The following is a 21587-nucleotide window of genomic DNA, read 5'->3' on the forward strand; positions in this document are numbered from 1 at the left end:
CCTTCAGCGGGTCGACGCGACGCGGAAGCGGATGCCCGCCGCGCGCAGCCGGCCGATCAGCGCGTCGCCCATCGCCACCGCCGTGGTGACCTGCCCGGCGGTCTTCGGAAGGTCGTCGTAGGCCAGGCACAGCGCCGACTCGGCCAGCATCTTCGCCGTCTCGTCGTAGCCGGGATCGCCGCCCGAGACCTCCGTGTACACCCGCCGGCCGCCTCCCTCGCCCACGAAGCGCAGGGAGAACCAGCTCTTCGCCCGCTTCTCGGGGCTCGGCCCGTCCCCGGGCTTGAGCCGGCCCGACAACCAGCGCCGCGCCGGCGACACCTGGGCCGCCGCCACGAGCGCGCCGACGGCCACGACGCCGCCCACCGCGACGGGCAGATGCCGGACGGCCGCGTACTGCCGGTAGCGGAAGTCGGGGCCGTACCGGTCGAGGGCCGAGGCGGACCGCCGCACGATCTGCGGGTCGATCGTCGGCATCGGCAGTGCCCACGCGCCCACCTCCTTGGCGAACCGCGGCGCACCCGCGGGCGCCGACGCCCGCCGGCCCACCAGCCGCGGCTCGTGCCGCCGCCGGTCCCGCGCGGCCGCCGCCATCTCCCGCTGCCGCGCGAACTGGTTGAGGGCCGAGGCGAAGGTCCCGCCCGAGAACGCCGCGTCGGCGGTCACGAAGCCCTCCACGGTCAGCGGCACGCCCTCCGGGAGCTGTTGCACGGTGAAGTACACGCCCAGGTCGTGCGGGATCGAGTCGAAGCCGGCGGCGTGCACCAGCCGTGCCCCGGTCTCCCGCGCGCGGGCGTCGTGCTTCACGTACATCAGGTCCACGAACTCGGGCTCGCCGCAGAGGTCGAGGTAGTCGGTCCCGGTGTCCGCGCAGGCGGCGACGAGCTCCTCGCCGTACGTCACGTACGGACCGACCGTCGTGGCCACCACGCGCGCGTGCTCGGCGAGGGCGCGCACCGAGGCCGGGTCGGAGACGTCCGCCCGCAGCACTCCGACCTCCGCGCCGCCGGGCAGCCGCTCCCGCAGCCGCTCCAGTTTCTCCTCGCTGCGGCCCGCGATCGCCCACCGCAGCCCCTCGGGCGCGTGGGCCGCGAGGTACTCCGCGGTGAGCGCTCCGGCGAAGCTCGTGGCTCCGAAGAGCACGATGTCGTACGGACGGTCCGTCCTTTTCAGCCTGCTCATGACACCCCTCGGTCGTGCAGCCCGTGCCGCTGTCGGTGGCCGAGGCTAGCGTGAGGAGTGCGGAGCCCGACGACGAGCCCGGAGGACGACGATGGCCGTGCCCAGGAATGCCCTGAAGAAGTGGGAGAAAGTGCGCACGTTCGCACTGGGGCTGCCGGGCGCGGTCGAAGAGTTCCCCTGGGGCGAGTCCGTCGCGAAGGTCAACAAGAAGGTGTTCGTCTTCCTCGGCGTCGAGGACGGCAGCTACCCCCTGGGTGTGACGGTGAAGCTCAGGGACGAGACGGCCCACGCGCACGCGCTGGCGTGCCCCGGAGCCGAGCCCGCCGGATACGGCCTGGGCAAGGCGGGGTGGGTGAGCATCCCCCTGGAGGGGCAGGGCGCCCCGGCCGCGGAGGTGCTCTGCGACTGGGTGGAGGAGAGCTACCGGGTGATCGCGCCGAAGCGGCTGATAGCGGAGCTGGACGGGAGCTGACGCGTCGGGCAGATTGCTGAGCGCTTGCTCGTTCGGCTCTTGTGCCGAGTGGAACGTGTTCTTAGCATCACTGGTGTTACATCACTTGTGTCACAGCACTGGGGGCTGGATGGCCACGGCAAGGACGCCAGAACAGGGCCCGCTCACCGGCGTGCGTGTCGTCGAGCTGGCCGGCATCGGGCCCGGCCCGTTCGCCGCCATGCTCCTGGCCGACCTCGGCGCCGACGTCGTGCGTGTGGACCGCCCCGGCGGCCCCGGCCTCGGGATCGACCCGGCGTACGACGTCACCAACCGCAACAAGCGCTCGGTGCTCGTCGACCTGAAGGCCCCGGACGGTCCGGACCAGGTACTCGACCTGGCCGCTCGCGCCGACATCCTGGTCGAGGGCTACCGCCCCGGTGTCGCCGAGCGACTCGGCGTCGGCCCCGAGGCCTGCCACGCCCGCAACCCGGCCCTCGTCTATGGCCGGATGACCGGCTGGGGCCAGGACGGGCCGCTCGCCGGCCGCGCCGGGCACGACATCGCGTACATCGCCCCCACCGGCACCCTCGGCATGATCGGCCGCCCGGAGGAGCCGCCGGCGGTCCCGGCCAACCTGCTCGGCGACTACGCGGGCGGCTCCCTCTACCTCGTCGTCGGCGTCCTCGCCGCCCTGCACCACGCGCGCGCGACCGGCACCGGCCAGGTCGTCGACGCCGCCATCGTCGACGGCGTCTCCCACCTCGGCACGATGATCCACGGCATGCTTGCCGTCGGCGGCTGGCAGGACCGCCGCGGCGCCAACCTCCTGGACGGCGGCTGCCCGTACTACGGGACGTACGAGGCGGCCGACGGCCGCTACATGGCCGTGGGTGCCCTGGAGCCGCAGTTCTACGAGGAGTTCCTCGCCCTGCTCGGCATCGAGGACCAGGCCGCCGCCCGCAAGGACGTCACCCGGTGGGGCGAACTGCGCGAACAGGTCGCCGCCCGCTTCAAGAGCCGCACCCGGGACGAGTGGACGGCCGTCTTCGACGGCACCGACGCGTGCGTGGCGCCCGTGCTGTCGCTGCGCGAGGCCCCGCACCACCCGCACCTGGCCGCCCGCGGCACCTTCACCGACCACGGCGGCATCACCCAGCCCGCCCCGGCCCCCCGCTTCTCCGCGACCCCGACCTCCGTCCGCACCGGCCCGGCCCGGCCGGGCGCCGACACGGCGGACGTCGCCCGGGACTGGGACGTCCCCGGGCTTGTGCCGTCGTCCCGCAACCCTCAGTGAAAGGCCTCCTCGTGAGCACCGAAGCGTATGTGTACGACGCGATCCGCACCCCGCGCGGGCGCGGCAAGGCAGGCGGCGCCCTGCACGGCACCAAGCCCATCGACCTGGTCGTCGGACTCATCCACGAGATCCGCGAGCGCTTCCCGGACCTGGACCCGGCCGCCGTCGACGACATCGTGCTCGGCGTCGTCGGACCGGTCGGCGACCAGGGCTCCGACATCGCCCGGATCGCCGCCATCGCCGCGGGGCTGCCCGACACCGTCGCAGGCGTCCAGGAGAACCGCTTCTGTGCCTCGGGCCTGGAAGCCGTCAACCTGGCCGCCGCCAAGGTCCGTTCGGGCTGGGAGGATCTCGTCCTCGCGGGCGGTGTCGAGTCGATGTCCCGGGTGCCGATGGCCTCCGACGGCGGCGCCTGGTTCAACGACCCGATGACCAACCTTCAGGTCAACTTCGTGCCGCAGGGCATCGGCGCCGACCTCATCGCCACCATCGAGGGCTTCTCCCGGCGCGACGTCGACGAGTACGCGGCCCTCTCCCAGGAGCGGGCGGCCACCGCCTGGAAGGAGGGGCGCTTCGACAAGTCCGTCGTCCCGGTGAAGGACCGCAGCGGCCTCGTCGTCCTCGACCACGACGAGCACATGCGCCCCGGCACCACCGCCGACTCCCTCGCCAAGCTGAAGCCGTCCTTCGCGGACATCGGCGAACTCGGCGGCTTCGACGCGGTCGCGCTCCAGCAGTACCACTGGGTGGAGAAGATCGACCACGTCCACCACGCGGGCAACTCCTCGGGCATCGTCGACGGCGCCTCGCTCGTCGCGATCGGCTCCAGGGAGGTCGGCGAGCGCTACGGCCTCACGCCCCGCGCCCGGATCGTCTCCGCCGCCGTCTCCGGCTCCGAGCCCACCATCATGCTCACCGGGCCGGCCCCCGCCACCCGCAAGGCCCTCGCCAAGGCCGGACTGACCATCGACGACATCGACCTCGTCGAGATCAACGAGGCGTTCGCGGCGGTCGTGCTGCGCTTCGTCAAGGACATGGGACTGTCCCTGGACAAGGTCAACGTCAACGGCGGCGCCATCGCGCTCGGCCACCCCCTCGGCGCGACCGGCGCGATGATCCTCGGCACCCTCGTCGACGAACTCGAACGCCAGGACAAGCGCTACGGCCTCGCCACGCTGTGCGTCGGCGGCGGCATGGGCGTCGCGACCATCGTCGAGCGCATCTGACCCCCTCCCGACGGATCACACGGAGCACCTCCACATGAGCACTGAATCCACCACCATCCGCTGGGAACAGGACCGCACCGGCCTCGTCACCCTGGTGATCGACGACCCGAACCAGTCCGCGAACACCATGAACCAGGCGTTCCGCGACTCGCTCGCCGCCGTCACCGACCGCCTGGAGGCCGAGAAGGACACCATCCGGGGCGTCATCATCACCTCCGCGAAGAAGACCTTCTTCGCCGGCGGCGACCTGCGCGACCTGATCCGTGTCACGCCCGAGACGGCCCAGGAGCTGTTCGACGGCGGTATGGCGATCAAGCGGAACCTGCGCCGCATCGAGACCCTCGGCAAGCCCGTCGTCGCCGCACTCAACGGCGCGGCCCTCGGCGGCGGTTACGAGATCGCCCTGGCCTGTCACCACCGCATCGCCCTCGACGCGCTCGGCTCCAAGATCGGCTGCCCCGAGGTCACCCTCGGCCTGCTGCCCGGCGGCGGCGGCGTCGTCCGCACCGTCCGCCTGCTCGGCATCGCCGACGCGCTGCTGAAGGTGCTCCTCCAGGGCACCCAGTACAGCCCGCGGCGCGCCCTGGAGAACGGCCTCGTCGACGACGTGGCCGCCACCCAGGAGGAACTGCTCGAAAAGGCCCGCGCCTTCATCGACGCCCACCCCGAGTCGCAGCAGCCCTGGGACAAGCCGGGGTACAAGATCCCGGGCGGCACCCCGGCCAACCCCAAGTTCGCGGCGAACCTTCCCGCCTTCCCGGCCACCCTGCGCAAGCAGACGAACGGCGCCCCTTACCCGGCCCCGCGCAACATCCTCGCCGCCGCAGTCGAGGGCGCCCAGGTCGATTTCGAGACCGCCCAGGTCATCGAGGCCCGCTACTTCGTGGAACTGGCCGCGGGCCAGACCTCGAAGAACATGATCCAGGCCTTCTTCTTCGACCTCCAGGCTGTCAACTCCGGCGCCAACCGGCCCAAGGGCATCGAGCCCCGCCAGGTCCGCAAGGTCGCGGTCCTCGGCGCCGGGATGATGGGCGCCGGCATCGCCTATTCCTGCGCCCGCGCCGGCATCGACGTCGTCCTGAAGGACGTCTCCCTGGAGGCGGCCCTCAAGGGCAAGGGTTACTCCGAGAAGCTGTGCGCCAAGGCCGTCGCCAAGGGCCGTACGACCCAGGAGAAGGCCGACGCGCTGCTCGCCCGCATCACGCCCACCGCCGAGGTGCGGGACCTGGCCGGCTGCGACGCCGTCATCGAGGCCGTCTTCGAGGACACCTCCCTCAAGCACAAGGTGTTCCAGGAGATCCAGCACGTCGTGGCGCCCGACGCGCTGCTGTGCTCCAACACCTCCACGCTGCCCATCACCGCGCTCGCCGAGGGCGTCGAGCGCCAGGCCGACTTCATCGGGCTGCACTTCTTCTCGCCGGTCGACAAGATGCCGCTCGTCGAGATCATCAAGGGCGAGCGCACGGGGCAGGAGGCCCAGGCCCGCGCCTTCGACCTGGTCCGGCAGATCAACAAGACCCCGATCGTCGTCAACGACTCCCGCGGCTTCTTCACCTCCCGCGTCATCGGACACTTCATCAACGAGGGCGTCGCCATGGTCGGCGAGGGCATCGAACCCGCGTCGGTGGAGCAGGCGGCGGCCCAGGCCGGCTACCCGGCGAAGGTGCTGTCCCTGATGGACGAGCTGACGCTGACGCTGCCCCGCAAGATCCGGGCCGAGACCAAGCGGGCCGTGGAGGAGGCGGGCGGCACCTGGACGGCCCACCCCGCCGAGGCCGTCATCGACCGCATGGTCGACGAGTTCGGCCGCACGGGCCGCAGCGGCGGCGCCGGCTTCTACGACTACGGGGACGACGGCAAGCGCACCGCACTCTGGCCGGGACTGCGCGAGCACTTCACCAAGCCCGGGTACCGGATCCCGTTCGAGGACATGCAGGAGCGCATGCTGTTCTCGGAGGCGCTGGACACCGTCCGGCTGCTGGAGGAGGGCGTGCTGACCTCCGTCGCCGACGCCAACATCGGCTCCATCTTCGGCATCGGCTTCCCGGGCTGGACCGGCGGCGTGCTCCAGTACATCAACGGCTACGAGGGCGGCCTGCCCGGATTCGTGGCACGCGCCCGTGAACTCGCCGAGCGCTACGGCGACCGGTTCACGCCCCCCGCGCTGCTGGTGGAGAAGGCGGAGAAGGGGGAGCGGTTCAGCGACTCAGCGTGACTCTTCCGAGGGCTCGGTGAGCCACTCGCCCAGCTCTTCCTTCAGCGACCGCTGAAACGCGGTGAGGAGCGCCTGCACCACCAAGGGGTGCATGTGCGCCGACAGGGACCGCACGTCCCGCGCGTCACGCTCGGCCACCTCGCCGCGGAAGAGCCGGGAGAGTTCACGGGCCGCGGCGCGCGCGTGCTCGATGAGCACTGTGCGCGCCGCGGAGATCGCCTCCTGGGAGAGCGGCACGTCCAGCAGCCCGACGCCCAGCCGGAGCAGACCGAGATCGGCCTCGTACCCGCCGTCGGTGGGACGGAGCACGCCCATCGCGACCAGCCGCTCGACGTCCTCGTCGCCGAGCGGCCGCCCGGCCCGCCGCTGGAGCTCCTCCCGCGTGACCTTCTCCACCGCGTCCGGCGCCCAGGAGGCCACCACCGCCCGGTGAACGGCGAGGTCGCGCGCGCTCAGGTCCGGCGGCAACCGGTGCAGATACCGCTCGATGCCCGCCAGCGTCATGCCCTGGTGCTGCAACTCCTCGATCAGCGCCAGCCGGGCCAGATGCTCCCGCCCGTAGTGCCCCACGCGCCGGGGGCCGAGCACCGGCGGCGGCAGCAGCCCCTTCGTGCCGTAGAAGCGGACCGTGCGCACCGTGACACCGGCCCGGGCCGCCAGTTCGTCGATCGTGAGGGTCGGTTCCTCGGTGTCGGTCGTCATGTGCAGCAGTATCGCTGTCTCACCAGTGCTGTGAAACCTCCGGTGGTCGGCGGGACGGTGCGGGAGTGCCCTGTGAGAAGTAACGCTCTGTGACGCAGACCACCGCGTGAGCCGCGATCCCTGGGGAAGGTGCCCTTGGTCTGCGTCTTGATCGAGGGCGCAGGCCATACGTACGTACGGACACCTGAGCGAGACCCGCTCGGGCGCACCAGAGAGTGGTACCCCCGTGAGCAAGGACGCCGTGAACACGGCTGCGGCCACGCCGCGTACCGATGCGGCCCAGGTGCCCGCGGACGCGGGCGACGCCGGCTACAGCAAGGACCTCAAGGCCCGCCACGTCAACATGATCGCCATCGGCGGCGCCATCGGCACCGGCCTCTTCCTCGGCGCCGGCGGCCGCCTCCACGACGCGGGCCCGGCGCTGGCGATCGCCTACCTGGTCTGCGGCATCTTCGCCTTCTTCGTGGTCAGGGCCCTCGGCGAGCTCGTCCTCTACCGCCCCTCCTCGGGCTCCTTCGTGTCGTACGCGCGCGAGTTCCTCGGCGAGAAGGGCGCCTACGTCGCCGGCTGGATGTACTTCCTGAACTGGTCGACCACCGGCATCGCCGACATCACCGCGATCGCCCTCTACACGCACTACTGGAGCCTGTTCACCGACATCCCGCAGTGGGTGCTCGCGCTGATCGCCCTCGCGGTGGTGCTCGCGGTGAACCTGATCTCGGTGAAAATCTTCGGGGAGATGGAGTTCTGGTTCGCGATCATCAAGGTCGCGACGCTCGTCGGCTTCATGCTCATCGGCATCTTCCTGCTCGCCACCCAGCACGAGGTGGGCGGCCAGACGCCCGGCCTGGGTGTCATCACCGACAACGGCGGCGTCTTCCCGCACGGCATGATGCCCGTCGTCCTCGTCATGCAGGGCGTGATCTTCGCGTACGCCGCGCTGGAGCTGGTCGGTGTCGCCGCGGGCGAGACCGCCGAGCCGGAGAAGGTCGTCCCGCGCGCGGTGAACTCGATCATGTGGCGGGTCGGTCTCTTCTACGTCGGCTCGGTCGTCCTGCTCGCTCTCCTGCTCCCCGGCTCGGTCTACTCGGCCGACCAGAGCCCCTTCGTCACGGTCCTGTCGAAGATCGGCGTCCCGGCGGCGGGCGACGTGATGAACCTGGTGGTCCTGACGGCGGCGATGTCCTCGCTGAACTCGGGCCTGTACTCCACGGGCCGCATCCTGCGCTCCATGGCGACGGCCGGCTCCGCGCCGAGGTTCACCGCCCGCATGAACCGCAGCCAGGTCCCCTACGGCGGCATCCTGCTGACCTGCGCGGTCTGCGTCCTCGGCGTCGGCCTGAACTTCCTCGTGCCGGCCCAGGCCTTCGAGATCGTGCTGAACGTCGCCTCGCTCGGCATCATCAGCACTTGGGTGATCATCATGATCTGCCACCTGGTCTTCGTCCGCCGCGCCAGGGCGGGACTGGTCGAGCGGCCCTCCTTCCGGCTCCCCGGCAGCCCGGTCACGGAGATCACCACGATCGCCTTCCTGCTGGCCTGCCTCGGCATGATGTGGAACGACCCCGAGGTCGGCCGCAAGACACTCCTGCTGATCCCGGTGATCGCGGCCATGCTGGTCGCGGGCTGGTTCGGCATCCGCCGCCGGGTGTCGCAGACGGCCGACCAGGAGCTGTCGCAGTTCACGAAGTAGAGGACCGGAGCCACTGTCAGTGGCAGAGCCTACGGTGGCGTCATGTCGGGGATCAGGTATGTCCGCGGTGACGCCACCGTTCCGTCGGTGAAGGGCGTCAAGGTCATCGCCCATGTCTGCAACGACATCGGGGGCTGGGGCAAGGGATTCGTCCTGGCGATATCGCGGCGCTGGCCCGAGCCGGAGGCGGCGTACCGGGCCTGGCACCGAGGCCGCGCGGGGAACGACTTCGGGCTGGGCGCCGTGCAGTTCGTGCAGGTCGAGCGGCAGGTGTGGGTGGCCAACATGATCGGCCAGCGCGGCACCAAGACCGGCAGCAAGGGCGTCCCCGTCCGGTACGAGGCGATCGACACGGCACTGGAGGCCCTGGCCGCGAAGGCCGGTGAACTGGGCGCGACCGTCCACATGCCCCGCATCGGCTGCGGCCTCGCCGGCGGCAAGTGGTCCCGGGTCGAGCCGCTGATCGAGGAGCGGCTGACACGGCGGGGGATACCGGTGACGGTGTACGACCACGGCGACTGACGGGCCCCGGTTTCGGCCCTGGCCCTGGCCCCGGCTCAGTCCGGGCCGTCCCTGTCGAACGCCCGCACCAGACAGTCGCCGAGGCGCCGCGCGATCGCCCCGTCGGGATCCAGACGGGGGTTGAAGATCGCGACGGTGAGACCGAGGGCACCGCCGCCGGACAGGGCCGTGCGCAGGACGGTCTCCAGCTCCTGCCAGGTCAGCCCGTCCGGGAGCCGGTAGTCGACGGCGGGCATCACGGCATCGTCCAACACGTCGACGTCGAGGTGGATCCAGTACCCGGCGCCCGCGCCGTCACCGGTCAGCAGCCCGACCGCGCGCCGCGCCGCCTCGCCCGCACCCAGGGCGCGCACGGTGTCCAGTTCCAGCGCGTGCAGCGCGGACGGCAACGGCTGCATCCCGTACGCCGCCGACTCCTCCGCGTCCCGGAAGCCCAGCGCGACGACGTCCTCGTCCCGCACCAGCGGGCCCCGGCCCTCCAGGTCGGCCAGCACGCGCGGGCCGCGCCCGGTGGCGAGGGCGAGTTCCATGGAGGCCACCTCACCGGCCGGTTCCGCCGACGGCTGGTAGAAGTCGGAGTGTCCGTCGAGGAACAGCAGACCGTGCCGGCCCCGGCGGCGCAGCGCGAGCAGAGTGCCGAGCAGCACGCTGCAATCGCCGCCCAGCACGACGGGGAAGCGGCCGTCGTCGAGGACAACGCCGACGGTGTCGGCGAGCGCGGTGGAGTACGCGGCGATGCCGCCGGGGTTCAGGACGCCGGTGTCCGGGTCCCGCTGCGGGTCGTACGGGGGTGGCTGGACGCGGCCGGCGCGCACGGCGCCCAGCCCCTCAGCCAAACCGGCGTCAAGAAGCGCGTCCGGCAGCTGCTCGACGCCGGTCGGCCGTAGGCCCAGCACGGACGGCGCCTCGATGATGGCCAGATTCCGCACGTCCGGCTCCTTCGTCAGCAGTCTCCACCGTAGACCGAGGGACGGCGTTCAGCAGGCCGGGCGCCTGCACGACTGGGCGGGCGTTGCGCAGCTCGGCGCGACGAGGTGCCGCCGCGCCCACCCGTGCCGCCTGGGGGCACCTCCCAGGCCCTTAAGGCACTGGGGGAGGCACGACTGCCCGCAGCTATGCCCGATGCACCCCGTTCGTCGCCGCGATCTTCTTCCACGACCTCGGCTGCGGCACGGCCTGCGCCCCCTTCGCCACCGCAGCGGCCCGCGCCGCCGGCGCCCCCGGCTTCGACGGCTGGTACAGCCACGTGTCGAACAGGGCGGACAGCGGCTTGCCCGACACCTCCTCGGCGTACCGCTGGAAGTCGGCGACCGACGCGTTGCCGTGGGCGTACTTCTGCGGCCAGCCCTTGAGGATCGCGAAGAACGCCTCGTCGCCGATCTCGTTGCGCAGCGCCTGGACGGCCAGTGCGCCCCGGTCGTACACCGCGATGTCGAACTGGTTCTCAGGGCCCGGGTCCCCGGGCTTCACCTTCCAGAACGGGTCGTCGGCGGGATGCGAGGCGTACACGTAGTCGGCGAGTTCCTGCGCCGTGCCCTCGCCCTCGTGTTCGGACCACAGCCACTGCGCGTAGCGCGCGAAGCCCTCGTTGATCCAGATGTCCTTCCAGCGCTCGAGCGACACGTCGTCGCCGTACCACTGGTGCGCCAGCTCGTGGACGACGACGGAGACGTTCGACCCGTTCGCGAACTGCCGCGGGCTGTAGTACGGCCGGGTCTGGGTCTCCAGCGCGTACCCGGTGGTGGTGTTCGGCACGTACCCGCCGAGCGCGTTGTAGGGGTACGGCCCGAAGTAGCCCGTCAGCCAGTCGGCGATCTCCCCGGTCCGTTCGATGCTCGCCCGCGCCGCCCCGGCGTGGCCGCCCAGGTCCTTGCTGTAGGCGTTGAGGACCGGGATGCCGCTCTCGGTCGTGCCGGTCGTGATGTCGAACTTCCCGACCGCGAGCGTGGCGAGGTACGTGGCCTGCGGTTTGTCGGAGCGCCAGTTCCAGCGGGTCCAGCCGAGACGTGAACTCGTCGACTGGAGCGTGCCGTTGGAGATGGCCTGTGTGCCGTCCGGGACCTGCACGGACACGTCGTAGGTGGCCTTGTCGAGGGGGTGGTCGTTGCTCGGGAACCACCAGGCCGCCGCCTCGGGCTCGTTCGCCGCGACGCCCCCGTCCGGGGTGCGGTGCCAGCTCGTGAAGCCGTAGGCCTTCTTCGACGACGGCACGCCGCGGTAGCGCACGACGACCGTGACGGGCGTGCCCTTGGCCAGCGGGGTCCTCGGCGTGATCTCCAGCTCGTGCTCGCCCGACGTCCGGAACGACGCCTTCGCGCCGTTGACGCGCACCTCGCCGACGTCCAGCAGGAAGTCCAGGTTGAAGCTGGAAAGATCCTGCGTGGTGCGGGCCACGAGGGTCGCCGTGCCCTCGAGTTCGTCCCTGGCCGGCTGGTACTTCAGTCTCAGGTCGTAGTGGGAGACGTCGTATCCGCCGTTGCCGTAGGCCGGGTAGTAGGGGTCACCGATTCCCGGCGCGCCGGGGGAGCGGGGCGCGGCCGATGCCGGGATCGCCAGCAGGAGAACGGCCGCGGCGAGGGCTCCCGGCGCGATGATGCTGCGGTGCACGCGAAACTCCAAGTCGTAGGGTCCCGAAGTCTGTCCGGAGCCTATGGGCTCCTTGTGTCTCTGATCATGTCCATGGCCCCTGCTGTCACACGATCGCCATTCGGCCGACATGAGACACCGGGCCCCCTCGGGTCCGTCCCGGACACGCCGGTCCGTCAGCTGCCCTCTTCTGAACAGGAGTTCACCGATGTAGCGTCCGGCGCATGCCGAAACGCACGCGCTTCACGACCTGGAGACCGCTCGCGACGGCGGCCACGGCCGCCCTGATGGCCACCCTGCTCACCCCGGCCGCGGCAGAGTCCGCCCCGCGCGAGAGCCGGCCCGTCCACTCGTACGAGAACGCCATCCGCGAGGCCGTCTGGGTGGACACCGGACTCGACGGCGACCGCGACGGCAAGGCCGACCGGGTCGCCGTCGATATCGTCCGCCCCCGCGAACCCGCCCGGCAGGGCCGCAAGGTCCCCGTCATCATGGACGCCAGCCCGTACTACTCCTGCTGCGGGCGCGGCAACGAGAGCCAGAAGAAGACGTACGACGCGAACGGCGACGTCAAGCAGATGCCGCTGTATTACGACAACTACTTCGTGCCCCGCGGCTACGCCTTCGTCGGTGTCGACCTGGCCGGAACCAATCGCTCCGACGGGTGCGTCGACGTCGGCGGCCGCTCCGACATCCAGTCCGCGAAGGCCGTCGTCGACTGGCTCAACGGCCGAGCCAAGGCCTACACGACCCGCACCGGCACCACCCGCGCCAAGGCCGCCTGGACCAACGGCAGGACCGGCATGATCGGCAAGAGCTGGGACGGCACCATCGCCAACGGCGTCGCCGCGACCGGCGTCGAGGGCCTGAAGACCATCGTCCCGATCAGCGCCATCTCCTCCTGGTACGACTACTACTTCCAGCAGGGCGCCCCGCTCTACGACTCCGGCCCCGAATGGCTGTCCGACTACGTCAACAGCCCCGACGCCCGGGCCAAGTGCGCCGCCGTACAGCAGAAGCTCGTCGACGGGGCCCCGCGCACCGGCGACTGGACCCCGCTGTGGACCGAGCGCGACTACGTCAAGGCCGCGCGGAAGGTCAAGGCCAGCGTCTTTCTCGTGCACGGCATGCAGGACCTCAACGTGCGGATGAAGCACGTCGGCCAGTGGTGGGACGCCCTCGCGAAGAACGGAGTGGAGCGCAAGATCTGGCTCTCCCAGACGGGCCACGTCGACCCCTTCGACTTCCGCCGCGCGAGCTGGGTCAAGACCCTCCACCGCTGGTTCGACCACGAACTCATGGGCTACGACAACGGCATCGACCGCGAGCCCATGGCCGACATCGAGCGCGGGCCGGACCAGTGGACCACCTCCCGGACCTGGCCGCCGAGCGGCACCCGAGCCGCCACCCTGCGCCCCGGCCAGGGCACCCAGGCCGGCGTCGGCAGCCTCGGTCTGCACCGCGGCCACGGCACCCGGACCTTCACGGACGACCCGGCCCTGAGCGAGACCGACTGGGCCGCGCGGATCGACAAGCCGACACCGGAGAAGGCCGGTTTCGTCACCCGGCCGCTCAGCCGCGACCTGCGCCTGTCCGGCTCCTCCGAGGTCACCGTCACCGCGACGCCCTCCACCCCGACGGCTCATCTCTCCGCCGTCCTCGTGGACATCGGCCCCGCCACCATCCGCGACTACGCCGACGGGGGCGAGGGCATCACCACCCTCACCGACCGCACCTGCTGGGGCGCGAGCACCGCCGGCGACAGCTCCTGCTTCAAGGAGACGAAGGCCAAGACCGCCGACGTCGGCTACACGATCGTCAGCCGCGGCTGGGCGGACCTCGGCAACCACGCCTCCGCTCTGACGGGCGCCCCGCTCACTCCGGGCAAGCGGTACACGATCACCCTCGACCTGGCCGCGACCGACCACGTCGTCCCCGAGGGGCACCGCCTGGCGCTGATCGTCGCGGGCACCGACAAGGGCCTCATCGACCCTCCCGCGGACAAGCCCGAGCTGACCGTCGACCTGTCCCGCACCTCGGCGCGCGTCCCGTTCGTCGGCGGAGCCACCGCCTTCGCCCGCGCCACCACGGGCGCCGCGACCGCCACCCCCGACGCCACGCTGCTGGACGGCGTACGGGAACCGCGCACCGCTCACCGCGTCCCGGAGGGAAGCCAGTGATCCGCCCCACGACCCGAGTCGGAGCCCTGACCCTGACCGCCGCGGCCGTCGCCGCGTCCCTGGCCGCCGTCCCCGCCCAGGCCGCCACCGGCTCCCCGCCCCGCACCGGCTTCGAGCAGACGAACGGCGCCCGCTGGACCACCCAGCCCGAGGAGCAGGACTTCCTCGAGACCGTCGACCGGTCGAGCAGCCGGGTCTCCCTGACCCGCTTCGGCACGACGAAGCAGGGCCGCCCGCTCCAGCTGGTCCGCATCGGCACCCACCCGACGCCCAACAAGGTGCTGCTCGTGTGCAGCCAGCACGGCGACGAGCCCTCCGGCCGCGAGGCCTGTCTGACCACGGTCCGCGACCTCGCGTACGCCCGCGACAGCCGCACCCGGCGCTTCCTGGACCGCACCACGGTCCTGGTCGTGCCCACCGCCAACCCCGACGGCCGGGCCGCCGACACCCGGGGCAACAGCGACGGCGTGGACATCAACCGCGACCACCTGGCGCTCCGGACCGCCGAAGGCCGCGCGCTGGCGAAGGTCCTGCGCGACCAGCGTCCCGACCTCGTCTACGACCTGCACGAGTACGGCGCCACACCCCCGTACTACGACAAGGACCTCTTCGACCTGTGGCCGCGCAACCTCAACACCCACGAGGCGGTCCACGGCGAGGCGAAGACCCTCTCCGAGAAGTACGTCCGCCCCGCGGCGCAGCGGGCCGGCCACTCGACCGGCACCTACGGCATCTGGACCGACCCCGAGACCGGCGAGCCGCTCAAACAGGTCGCCGGAGACGGCCAGGAGCGCATTTTGCGCAATATGTCCGGCATCAAACACGGCATCGGGCTGCTCATCGAGAGCCGCGTGGACCCGCTCACCGAGGCCGAGAAGGCGGACGAGGCGCTGAACAACCGCCGCCGTGTCACCTCCCAACTGGACGCACTGGGAGGACTGTTCGGCTACGCCGACCAGCGCCGCGGTGCGGTCGAGGCGGCGACGGGCAGGGCCCGGCTCGCGGGCTACGCCACCACCGGCCCCGTCTACGTCGGTGGCGCCGACAACGACACGCCCGAACCGGCCGAGGTGATCCAGAACCCGCCCTGCGGCTACCGGCTCACGGCCGCGCAGTACACCGAGGTGGGAGACGAACTCGCGCTGCACGGCGTGCGCGTACGCCGGGACGCGGAGGGTGTGCTCGTACCCCTGCGCCAGCCTCTGCGGGCGCTCGTGCCGCTGCTGCTGGACGAGCGCGGAACGTACCACCTGACGGCAGGGAATCCGGAAACGCAATGTTGAGGGGGGTGAGATTGCGCCACACGTGGTAGGGGCGTTACGGAGGACTTACGTTCCTCCTACGTCCCATGAAAGGTGCCGCCTGTGACGCACGACCGACCAAGTGAGAGCGACCACGAAGTGGGGCCCGCGCTTCCGGGTTCGGAAGCGGGCCTCCCCGGTCAAGAACGTCCGAAAACCGACCGAATTGTCTTCGGGGTCACAGCCGTGCTCACCCTCGCCTTCGTGGTCTGGGGAGCGGCGGCCACCGACTCGCTCGAAGACGTCTCCACCAGCATGCTCAGCGGGCTGATGCACAACGGCGGCTGGGCGTTCATGCTCGCGGCCTCCGGCTTCGTCGTGTTCGCCCTGTGGCTCGCGATCAGCCGCTACGGCCGCATCCACCTCGGTGCGGAGGGCGAGGAACCCGAGTTCCGCACGGTGTCCTGGGTCGCGATGATGTTCAGCGCCGGCATGGGCATCGGCCTGATGTTCTACGGCGTGAGCGAGCCGCTGTCGCACTACGGCACGCCCCCGCCGGGCACGAACCCGGCCGACTCCGGTGACCGCATGGAGACGGCCATGGCCACCACCCTGTTCCACTGGACGCTCCACCCGTGGGCGATCTACGCGGTGGTCGGCCTCGCCATCGCCTACAGCACCTTCCGCAGGCGGCGCCGCCAGACCATCAGCGCCGTCTTCACCCCGCTCATCGGCAGGAAGAACGCCAACGGCGGCATCGGCCGGGCCATCGACATCCTCGCGATCATCGCGACCGTCTTCGGCTCCGCCGCCTCGCTCGGCCTCGGCGCGCTCCAGATCGGCTCCGGCGTGCAGGAGCTGAAGTGGATGGACAAGGTGAGCACCGGGCTGCTCGTCACGATCATCGCGGTGCTGACCCTGGCCTTCGTCGCGTCCGCGATCTCGGGTGTGGAGAAGGGCATCCAATGGCTGTCCAACACCAACATGGTGCTGGCGCTGGTGCTCGCCCTGTTCGTGTTCGTGGCCGGCCCGACCATCATCGTCCTCGACCTGTTGCCCACCTCCGTCTTCGCCTACCTCGGTGACCTGCCCCAGCTGGCCGGCCGGACCGAGGCGAGCGGTGGCGAGGGCGTCGCCGACTGGCTGGGCAGCTGGACGGTCTTCTACTGGGCGTGGTGGATCTCCTGGACGCCCTTCGTCGGCATGTTCATCGCCCGCATCAGCCGGGGCCGCACGATCCGCCAGTTCGTCGGCGGTGTCATCCTCGTGCCCAGCACGGTCAGCCTGATCTGGTTCGCGATCTTCGGTGGCTCGGCGATGAAGATGCAGGAGCAGGGTCAGCTCGGCAAGGAGGCCACCCCGGAGGGGCAGCTCTTCGGTGTTCTCCAGCAGTTCCCCATCGCGACCGTCACGAGCCTGCTCGTGATGGTCCTCGTCGGCATCTTCTTCGTCTCGGGCGCCGACGCGGCCTCGATCGTCATGGGCACCCTGTCGCAGAAGGGCGCGCTCGAACCGGGCCGGTTCGTGGTGGTGTTCTGGGGCGTGGTCACCGGTGCGGTGGCCGCGATCATGCTCCTGGTCGGCAGCGGCCAGGGCGATGCGCTGACCGGTCTGCAGAACCTCACGATCCTCGCGGCGGCGCCGTTCGTCATCGTGATGATCTTCATGTGTATCGCCCTGATGCGCGACCTTCGCCGCGACCCGGTGATCGTGCGTGAGCAGATGGGATCCGAGGCCGTCGAAATGGCCGTCATGGAAGGCCACAAGAAGTACGACGGCGAGTTCGAGTTCCGCGTCGGCCCGGGCCGCGGCCCGGACGTGGAGGGAGACCCGATCGGCAAGCACTGACCCGACCGCCCCAGCCGCTTGACCTCGACGCCCCCGGCCGACTTCGGCCGGGGGCGTCGAGGTCAAGCAGCAAAGGAAGGTCAAGCAGCCAAGGTCAAGCAGCCCACGGCAGGCGGTCCTAGCCGACCAGCCGGGCCGCCTCCTCCGCGCACCCCCAGGCCACCGTCACGCCCGCACCGCCGTGGCCGTAGTTGTGGATCAGCGGACGGCCGTCCGGCAGCGTGTCGCGCTCCAGGCGGACGGCCGGGCGGGTCGGGCGCAGCCCCACCCGGTGTTCCAGTACCCGCGCCCCGGCGATCTCCGGCCGCAGCGCCGCGCAGCGGCGGATGATCGCCTCGGCCGTCGCGGGGTCGGGCTCCAGCGACCACGCGTCCTCCTCCGCCGTACCGCCGAGGACGAGCCCGCCCGGCTGCGGGAACATGTACGCGTACTCGCCGGCCGCGTCGGTGGAGACCAGCCACGTGTCGATCCCCGGGTTCTCCACGACGACCAACTGCCCGCGCACGGGCCGCACGGACGGATCCGGCACCAGCTCCCGCGCGGCGAGCCCCGTGCAGTTGACCACGACCGGGGCGTCGGCCTCCGCCAGCCCGGACACCGTACGGGCCTCGACCACACCGCCCGCCGCCGCCAACCGCTCCAGCAGCCACGGCAGATGAACCGGCATGTCCAGGAGCGGCAACCGTGCCCGGAGCCCCGACCCCGCGTACTCCTCGGGCGTGGTCGCCCGCAGCTCCGGCACCCGCCCCGCCAGCCACCCGTCGACCTCGTCGAGACGCGTCTCGCCCAGTACCCCTTCGACCAGGCGCACGCCGCTCGCCCCGGACCCCGCGGCCAGCTCCTCGTACACCTCCAGCGACCGCAGCGCCCACTCCCGCGCCTGTGCGAGCGGCTCGATCCGGTACGGCCACCACAGCGCCCCCGCGACCGCCGACGTCGTCGCCTCGACGCGGTCCCGCGTCCACACCCGTACCCGCCACCCCTGCTCGGCGAGGACCACCGCGGTCGTCAGCCCGACCACCCCGCCACCGACCACCACGATCTCGCCACCGCGCTCATCCACCATGCCCGGACCGTAGCGGAATGTGTCATGCCGTGCTCACATCACCCCCGGTGTGGGGATACTCACCGTATGTGTGCCGAGTACACGACCTTCGGCCTGGCACCCGCGATGCGGGCCGGCGGCGTCCTCACCGACGGTGGGTACCAGGTCCACCGGGACTTCGTGGACTTCATCGTCGACGGACGCCCGCTGCTGTTCCGGCTCTCCGACCTCGACGCGGTCTCCCCGCTCGCCTCCGACGTACCACCCGCGATCTTCACCGCGCAGGTCCGCAGCCTGCTCCTGGAAAGCCCGGCACCGCTGCCCGGCGGCCGGTACGTGGTCTACGGCTGTCCCGAGTGCGAGGACCTGGCCTGCGGCGCCGTCACCGCCGTCATCCAGGGGGACGGCGAGGACGTCGTCTGGCGGGACTTCGCCTGGCAGACCGGCGAACACGCCGACCTGGAGCTCAACGGCTACCACGGCATCGGCCCGTTCCGCTTCCGTGGCGCCGAGTACCGCGCGGCGCTGAGCGCCCTGCTGAACGGCTCCGCCGCGGACACCCGCCGCCGCGTCCTGCTGATCGGCGCCCGCGTCGCCGCCCTGGCCAGGCTCGCCGCGGCGCTGCGCACCATCGGCGTCGGCGCCGACATCGCCCACGACGCCGACAACGTGCCCGCCGACGAACTGCGCGGCTACGGCGCCGTGGCCTTCGCACCGGGGACCGGCGAGCGGGAACGCGCCGCCGTCCGCCGGGCCTTCACACACGCCGGCGTCCCGGTCGCCTGCGTCGACGGCCTGGCCCCGATCGTGCCGCTCCTCGTCGCCCAGATCGAACACGCCCTGGACCGCAGCCCGCTGGAGCAGCGCCGCCTCACCGGCCTGACCGCCACCGGCGGCGAGGCCGACGTCGAGGTCACCTCCGCCTGCCGGGTCACCCTCACCGCGTACCGCCTGGACCGGCTCTCCCGCACCCACACCCACGAGATCTTCGACGGCGTCCTGGAACCGGGCCGGCACCGCATCGCACTCGACGCCAAGGCGGTCAGGGGCCGGTCCTTCGTCGTGGCGCGCACGTCCGGAGGCGTCCTGGTGACGGCCGTCGCCGACGGAGGGGCCCATTAGGATCGGCACTCTGATGACTGCCACCCTCGTCGCCAAGAACCTCGCCGCCGGCCACGGCGACCGCTCCCTGTTCGCCGGGCTCGACCTCGTCGTCGCGCCCGGCGACGTGATCGGCCTGGTCGGAGCCAACGGCGCCGGCAAGTCCACCCTGCTCAGGATGCTCGCCGGACTCACCGCCCCCGAGCAGGGCGAGCTGCGCCTGTCCCCGCCGACCGCCACCGTCGGCCACCTGCCCCAGGAGCCGGACCGCCGCCCCGGCGAGACCGTACGGGCGTTCCTGGCCCGCCGCACCGGCGTCGCCGAGGCCCAGCGCGCCATGGAGGAGGCGACCCAGGCCCTGGTCGACGGGGCGCCCGGCGCCGACGACGCCTACGCCACGAGCCTGGAGCGCTGGCTCGGACTCGGCGGCGCCGACCTCGACGAACGCGCCGAGGAGGTCGCCGACTCCCTGGGCCTCGCGGTCGATCTCGACCAGCTGATGACGTCGCTGTCCGGCGGCCAGGCCGCCCGCGCCGGCCTCGCCTCCCTGCTCCTGTCCCGCTACGACGTCTTCCTCCTGGACGAGCCCACCAACGACCTCGACCTCGACGGCCTGGAGCGCCTCGAACGCTTCGTGAACGGGCTGCGGGCCGGGACGGTGGTCGTCAGCCACGACCGCGAGTTCCTCACCCGCACGGTCACCAAGGTCCTCGAACTCGACCTCGCCCAGCGGCAGATCAACCTCTACGGCGGTGGCTACGAGGCCTACCTGGAAGAGCGGGAGGTCGCGCGCAGGCACGCCCGCGACGAGTTCGAGGAGTACGCCGACAAGAAGTCGGCCCTCCAGGACCGCGCGCAGATGCAGCGCTCCTGGATGGACAAGGGCGTGAAGAACGCGCGCCGCAAGGCGGGCAACGACAACGACAAGATCGGCCGCAAGTTCCGCAGCGAGGCCAGCGAGAAGCAGGCCGCGAAGGCCCGCCAGACCCAGCGCATGATCGAGCGGCTGGACGTCGTCGAGGAACCCCGCAAGGAGTGGGAGCTGCGCATGGAGATCGCGTCGGCCCCGCGCTCGGGCGCCGTCGTCGCGACCCTGCGGGACGCCGAGGTGCGCCGCGGCGGCTTCGTCCTCGGCCCGGTGTCCCTCCAGATCGACTGGGCGGACCGGGTGGCGGTGACGGGCGCGAACGGCGCCGGCAAGTCCACCCTGCTCGCCGCCCTGCTCGGCCGCGTCCCGCTCGACGCCGGGCACGCGGCTCTCGGCTCGGGCGTCCTGCTCGGCGAGGTCGACCAGGCCCGCAAGCTGTTCCACGGCCAGGAGCCCCTGATGGACGCCTTCCGCGCGGCCGTCCCGGACACCGAACCGGCCGAGGTCCGCACCCTCCTGGCCAAGTTCGGCCTCAAGTCGCACCACGTCCTGCGCCCCGCGGCGACCCTCTCCCCGGGCGAGCGCACCCGAGCGGCCCTGGCGCTGCTCCAGGGCCGCGGCGTCAACCTCCTGGTCCTCGACGAGCCGACCAACCACCTCGACCTGCCCGCCATCGAACAGCTGGAGTCCGCGCTCGACTCCTACGAGGGCACCCTCCTGCTGGTCACCCACGACCGCCGCATGCTCGACGCGGTACACGTCACGCGCCGCCTGGAGGTGGCGGACGGAAAGGTGACCGAGCGCTAACGAACCGTCAGACGGGTGGCCAGCGAGGGGTACTCCACGACATACCCCTCTGCGTCGATCTCCAGGTCGCTGCGGAAGTCGCCGGAGGCATACCGGACCCGCCCGGGGCCGAGGTGCGTGTACGTCTGCAGCGACGGCCGCACCGCCAGCTCGGGCACCGACACCCAGGCCATCAGGAACTCCCGTTCACCGGGCGCCCGATGCAGCCCGTGCCGGAGCACCGGCATGGTGTTGGTGAGCGGGCACAGCCCCAAGTCGCAGTCGAGGGCGCCGTCGACACAGGGCAGTGGCTCGCCGTTTCCTGTCCACGTGCCATGACCGTCGTGCCGCAGGTCGAGCACGCGTTCCTGCGCCGCCGTCTCCACCCTGACGCTCAGTCGCCGGGTCACGAACCCTTCAGTGGTTTCGAGCTCGTAGGAGACCCAGTACGGCTCGGGGACGGTCCCGACGGCCCGCCCGCGCGCCCGCATCACACCGCCCCCGAGCTCGACCCAGGCGGTCTCGACCCCCCGGCTCGCGGACACGTCCCAGGTGATGACACGCGAAGCAGACATACCGGCCACTGTAGATCGTGAAAGGCGCGAAGCGCCTCTTCACCAGGGGCGCGGGGAACTGCGCGACCAGCCACAACGGCCCCGCAGCTC

At 71.5% G+C, this 21587-nt stretch carries 17 protein-coding genes; 11 read left to right on the forward strand and 6 right to left on the reverse strand.

Translation table 11 applies throughout. The annotated features are described in order from the left end of the window. Nucleotides 1–3: 3 nt before the first annotated feature. On the reverse strand, nt 4–1182 hold the full coding sequence (locus tag ABZ192_RS02755) for a saccharopine dehydrogenase NADP-binding domain-containing protein (protein ID WP_356922708.1): 1179 nt from the start codon (nt 1180–1182) through the stop codon (nt 4–6). Nucleotides 1183–1273: 91 nt separating this feature from the next. On the opposite strand from ABZ192_RS02755, the gene ABZ192_RS02760 reads away from it, so the two are divergent. The 4 genes from ABZ192_RS02760 to ABZ192_RS02775 all read left to right on the forward strand — a co-directional run bounded on the left by ABZ192_RS02760 (nt 1274) and on the right by ABZ192_RS02775 (nt 6350). Further along, nucleotides 1274–1654 carry an MmcQ/YjbR family DNA-binding protein gene (locus ABZ192_RS02760; protein ID WP_356922709.1) on the forward strand — a complete coding sequence of 127 codons (381 nt, stop codon included), beginning with the start codon at nt 1274–1276 and terminating at the stop codon, nt 1652–1654. Nucleotides 1655–1763: 109 nt separating this feature from the next. Further along, nucleotides 1764–2909 (forward strand): CaiB/BaiF CoA-transferase family protein, encoded by a 1146-nt coding sequence (locus ABZ192_RS02765; protein ID WP_356922710.1) that lies wholly within the window; start codon nt 1764–1766, stop codon nt 2907–2909. Nucleotides 2910–2920: 11 nt separating this feature from the next. After that, nucleotides 2921–4135, forward strand: a complete 1215-nt coding sequence (locus tag ABZ192_RS02770) for an acetyl-CoA C-acetyltransferase (RefSeq protein WP_356922711.1) — start codon at nt 2921–2923, stop codon at nt 4133–4135. A gap of 34 nt (nt 4136–4169) precedes the next feature. After that, nucleotides 4170–6350 carry a 3-hydroxyacyl-CoA dehydrogenase NAD-binding domain-containing protein gene (locus ABZ192_RS02775; protein ID WP_356922712.1) on the forward strand — a complete coding sequence of 727 codons (2181 nt, stop codon included), beginning with the start codon at nt 4170–4172 and terminating at the stop codon, nt 6348–6350. Here ABZ192_RS02775 and ABZ192_RS02780 read toward each other — a convergent pair. Beyond that, on the reverse strand, nt 6342–7052 hold the full coding sequence (locus ABZ192_RS02780; RefSeq protein WP_356922713.1) for a MerR family transcriptional regulator: 711 nt from the start codon (nt 7050–7052) through the stop codon (nt 6342–6344). The two genes, ABZ192_RS02775 and ABZ192_RS02780, sit on opposite strands and share 9 nt — an antisense overlap. 226 nt (nt 7053–7278) lie before the next feature. On the opposite strand from ABZ192_RS02780, the gene ABZ192_RS02785 reads away from it, so the two are divergent. Together ABZ192_RS02785 and ABZ192_RS02790 are read left to right on the forward strand one after the other, a co-directional pair. Continuing rightward, on the forward strand, nt 7279–8745 hold the full coding sequence (locus ABZ192_RS02785; protein WP_356922714.1) for an amino acid permease: 1467 nt from the start codon (nt 7279–7281) through the stop codon (nt 8743–8745). A 42-nt stretch (nt 8746–8787) separates the two neighbouring features. Further along, a complete protein-coding gene (locus ABZ192_RS02790; protein ID WP_356922715.1) occupies nt 8788–9267 on the forward strand; it encodes a macro domain-containing protein in 480 nt (159 codons plus the stop codon). A gap of 35 nt (nt 9268–9302) precedes the next feature. Here the strand turns inward: ABZ192_RS02790 and ABZ192_RS02795 are convergent, their stop codons facing one another. Beyond that, nucleotides 9303–10196, reverse strand: coding sequence for an arginase family protein (locus tag ABZ192_RS02795; protein WP_356922716.1), 894 nt, complete (start codon nt 10194–10196; stop codon nt 9303–9305). 184 nt (nt 10197–10380) lie between these two features. Continuing rightward, nucleotides 10381–11874 (reverse strand): M1 family metallopeptidase, encoded by a 1494-nt coding sequence (locus ABZ192_RS02800; RefSeq protein ID WP_356922717.1) that lies wholly within the window; start codon nt 11872–11874, stop codon nt 10381–10383. A gap of 203 nt (nt 11875–12077) precedes the next feature. On the opposite strand from ABZ192_RS02800, the gene ABZ192_RS02805 reads away from it, so the two are divergent. The 3 genes from ABZ192_RS02805 (at nt 12078) to ABZ192_RS02815 (ending at nt 17122) form a co-directional block, all read left to right on the forward strand. Further along, the gene (locus tag ABZ192_RS02805; RefSeq protein ID WP_356922718.1) at nt 12078–14033 is read left to right on the forward strand and encodes a Xaa-Pro dipeptidyl-peptidase; all 1956 of its coding nucleotides are present in this window, start codon (nt 12078–12080) and stop codon (nt 14031–14033) included. Further along, nucleotides 14030–15316 carry a M14 family metallocarboxypeptidase gene (locus ABZ192_RS02810; RefSeq protein ID WP_356922719.1) on the forward strand — a complete coding sequence of 429 codons (1287 nt, stop codon included), beginning with the start codon at nt 14030–14032 and terminating at the stop codon, nt 15314–15316. The genes ABZ192_RS02805 and ABZ192_RS02810 overlap by 4 nt, the downstream gene beginning before the upstream one ends. Nucleotides 15317–15433: 117 nt before the next feature. Further along, nucleotides 15434–17122, forward strand: a complete 1689-nt coding sequence (locus tag ABZ192_RS02815; RefSeq protein WP_356922954.1) for a BCCT family transporter — start codon at nt 15434–15436, stop codon at nt 17120–17122. Nucleotides 17123–17240: 118 nt separating this feature from the next. On the opposite strand, the gene ABZ192_RS02820 is transcribed toward ABZ192_RS02815, so the two are convergent. Next, nucleotides 17241–18188 (reverse strand): FAD-dependent oxidoreductase, encoded by a 948-nt coding sequence (locus tag ABZ192_RS02820; protein ID WP_356922720.1) that lies wholly within the window; start codon nt 18186–18188, stop codon nt 17241–17243. Between the two features lie 66 nt (nt 18189–18254). Here ABZ192_RS02820 and ABZ192_RS02825 point away from each other — a divergent pair, with 66 nt between their 5' ends. Continuing rightward, nucleotides 18255–19289, forward strand: coding sequence for an oxidoreductase (locus tag ABZ192_RS02825; protein WP_356922721.1), 1035 nt, complete (start codon nt 18255–18257; stop codon nt 19287–19289). A 13-nt stretch (nt 19290–19302) separates the two neighbouring features. Next, complete coding sequence (locus ABZ192_RS02830) at nt 19303–20943, forward strand: ABC-F family ATP-binding cassette domain-containing protein (protein ID WP_356922722.1); 1641 nt, start codon at nt 19303–19305, stop codon at nt 20941–20943. Here ABZ192_RS02830 and ABZ192_RS02835 read toward each other — a convergent pair. Beyond that, complete coding sequence (locus ABZ192_RS02835; protein WP_356922723.1) at nt 20940–21497, reverse strand: putative glycolipid-binding domain-containing protein; 558 nt, start codon at nt 21495–21497, stop codon at nt 20940–20942. The genes ABZ192_RS02830 and ABZ192_RS02835 overlap by 4 nt on opposite strands. Nucleotides 21498–21587 lie beyond the last annotated feature (90 nt).

Source organism: Streptomyces sp. NPDC006235 (assembly GCF_040613735.1).
Classification (GTDB): domain Bacteria; phylum Actinomycetota; class Actinomycetes; order Streptomycetales; family Streptomycetaceae; genus Streptomyces.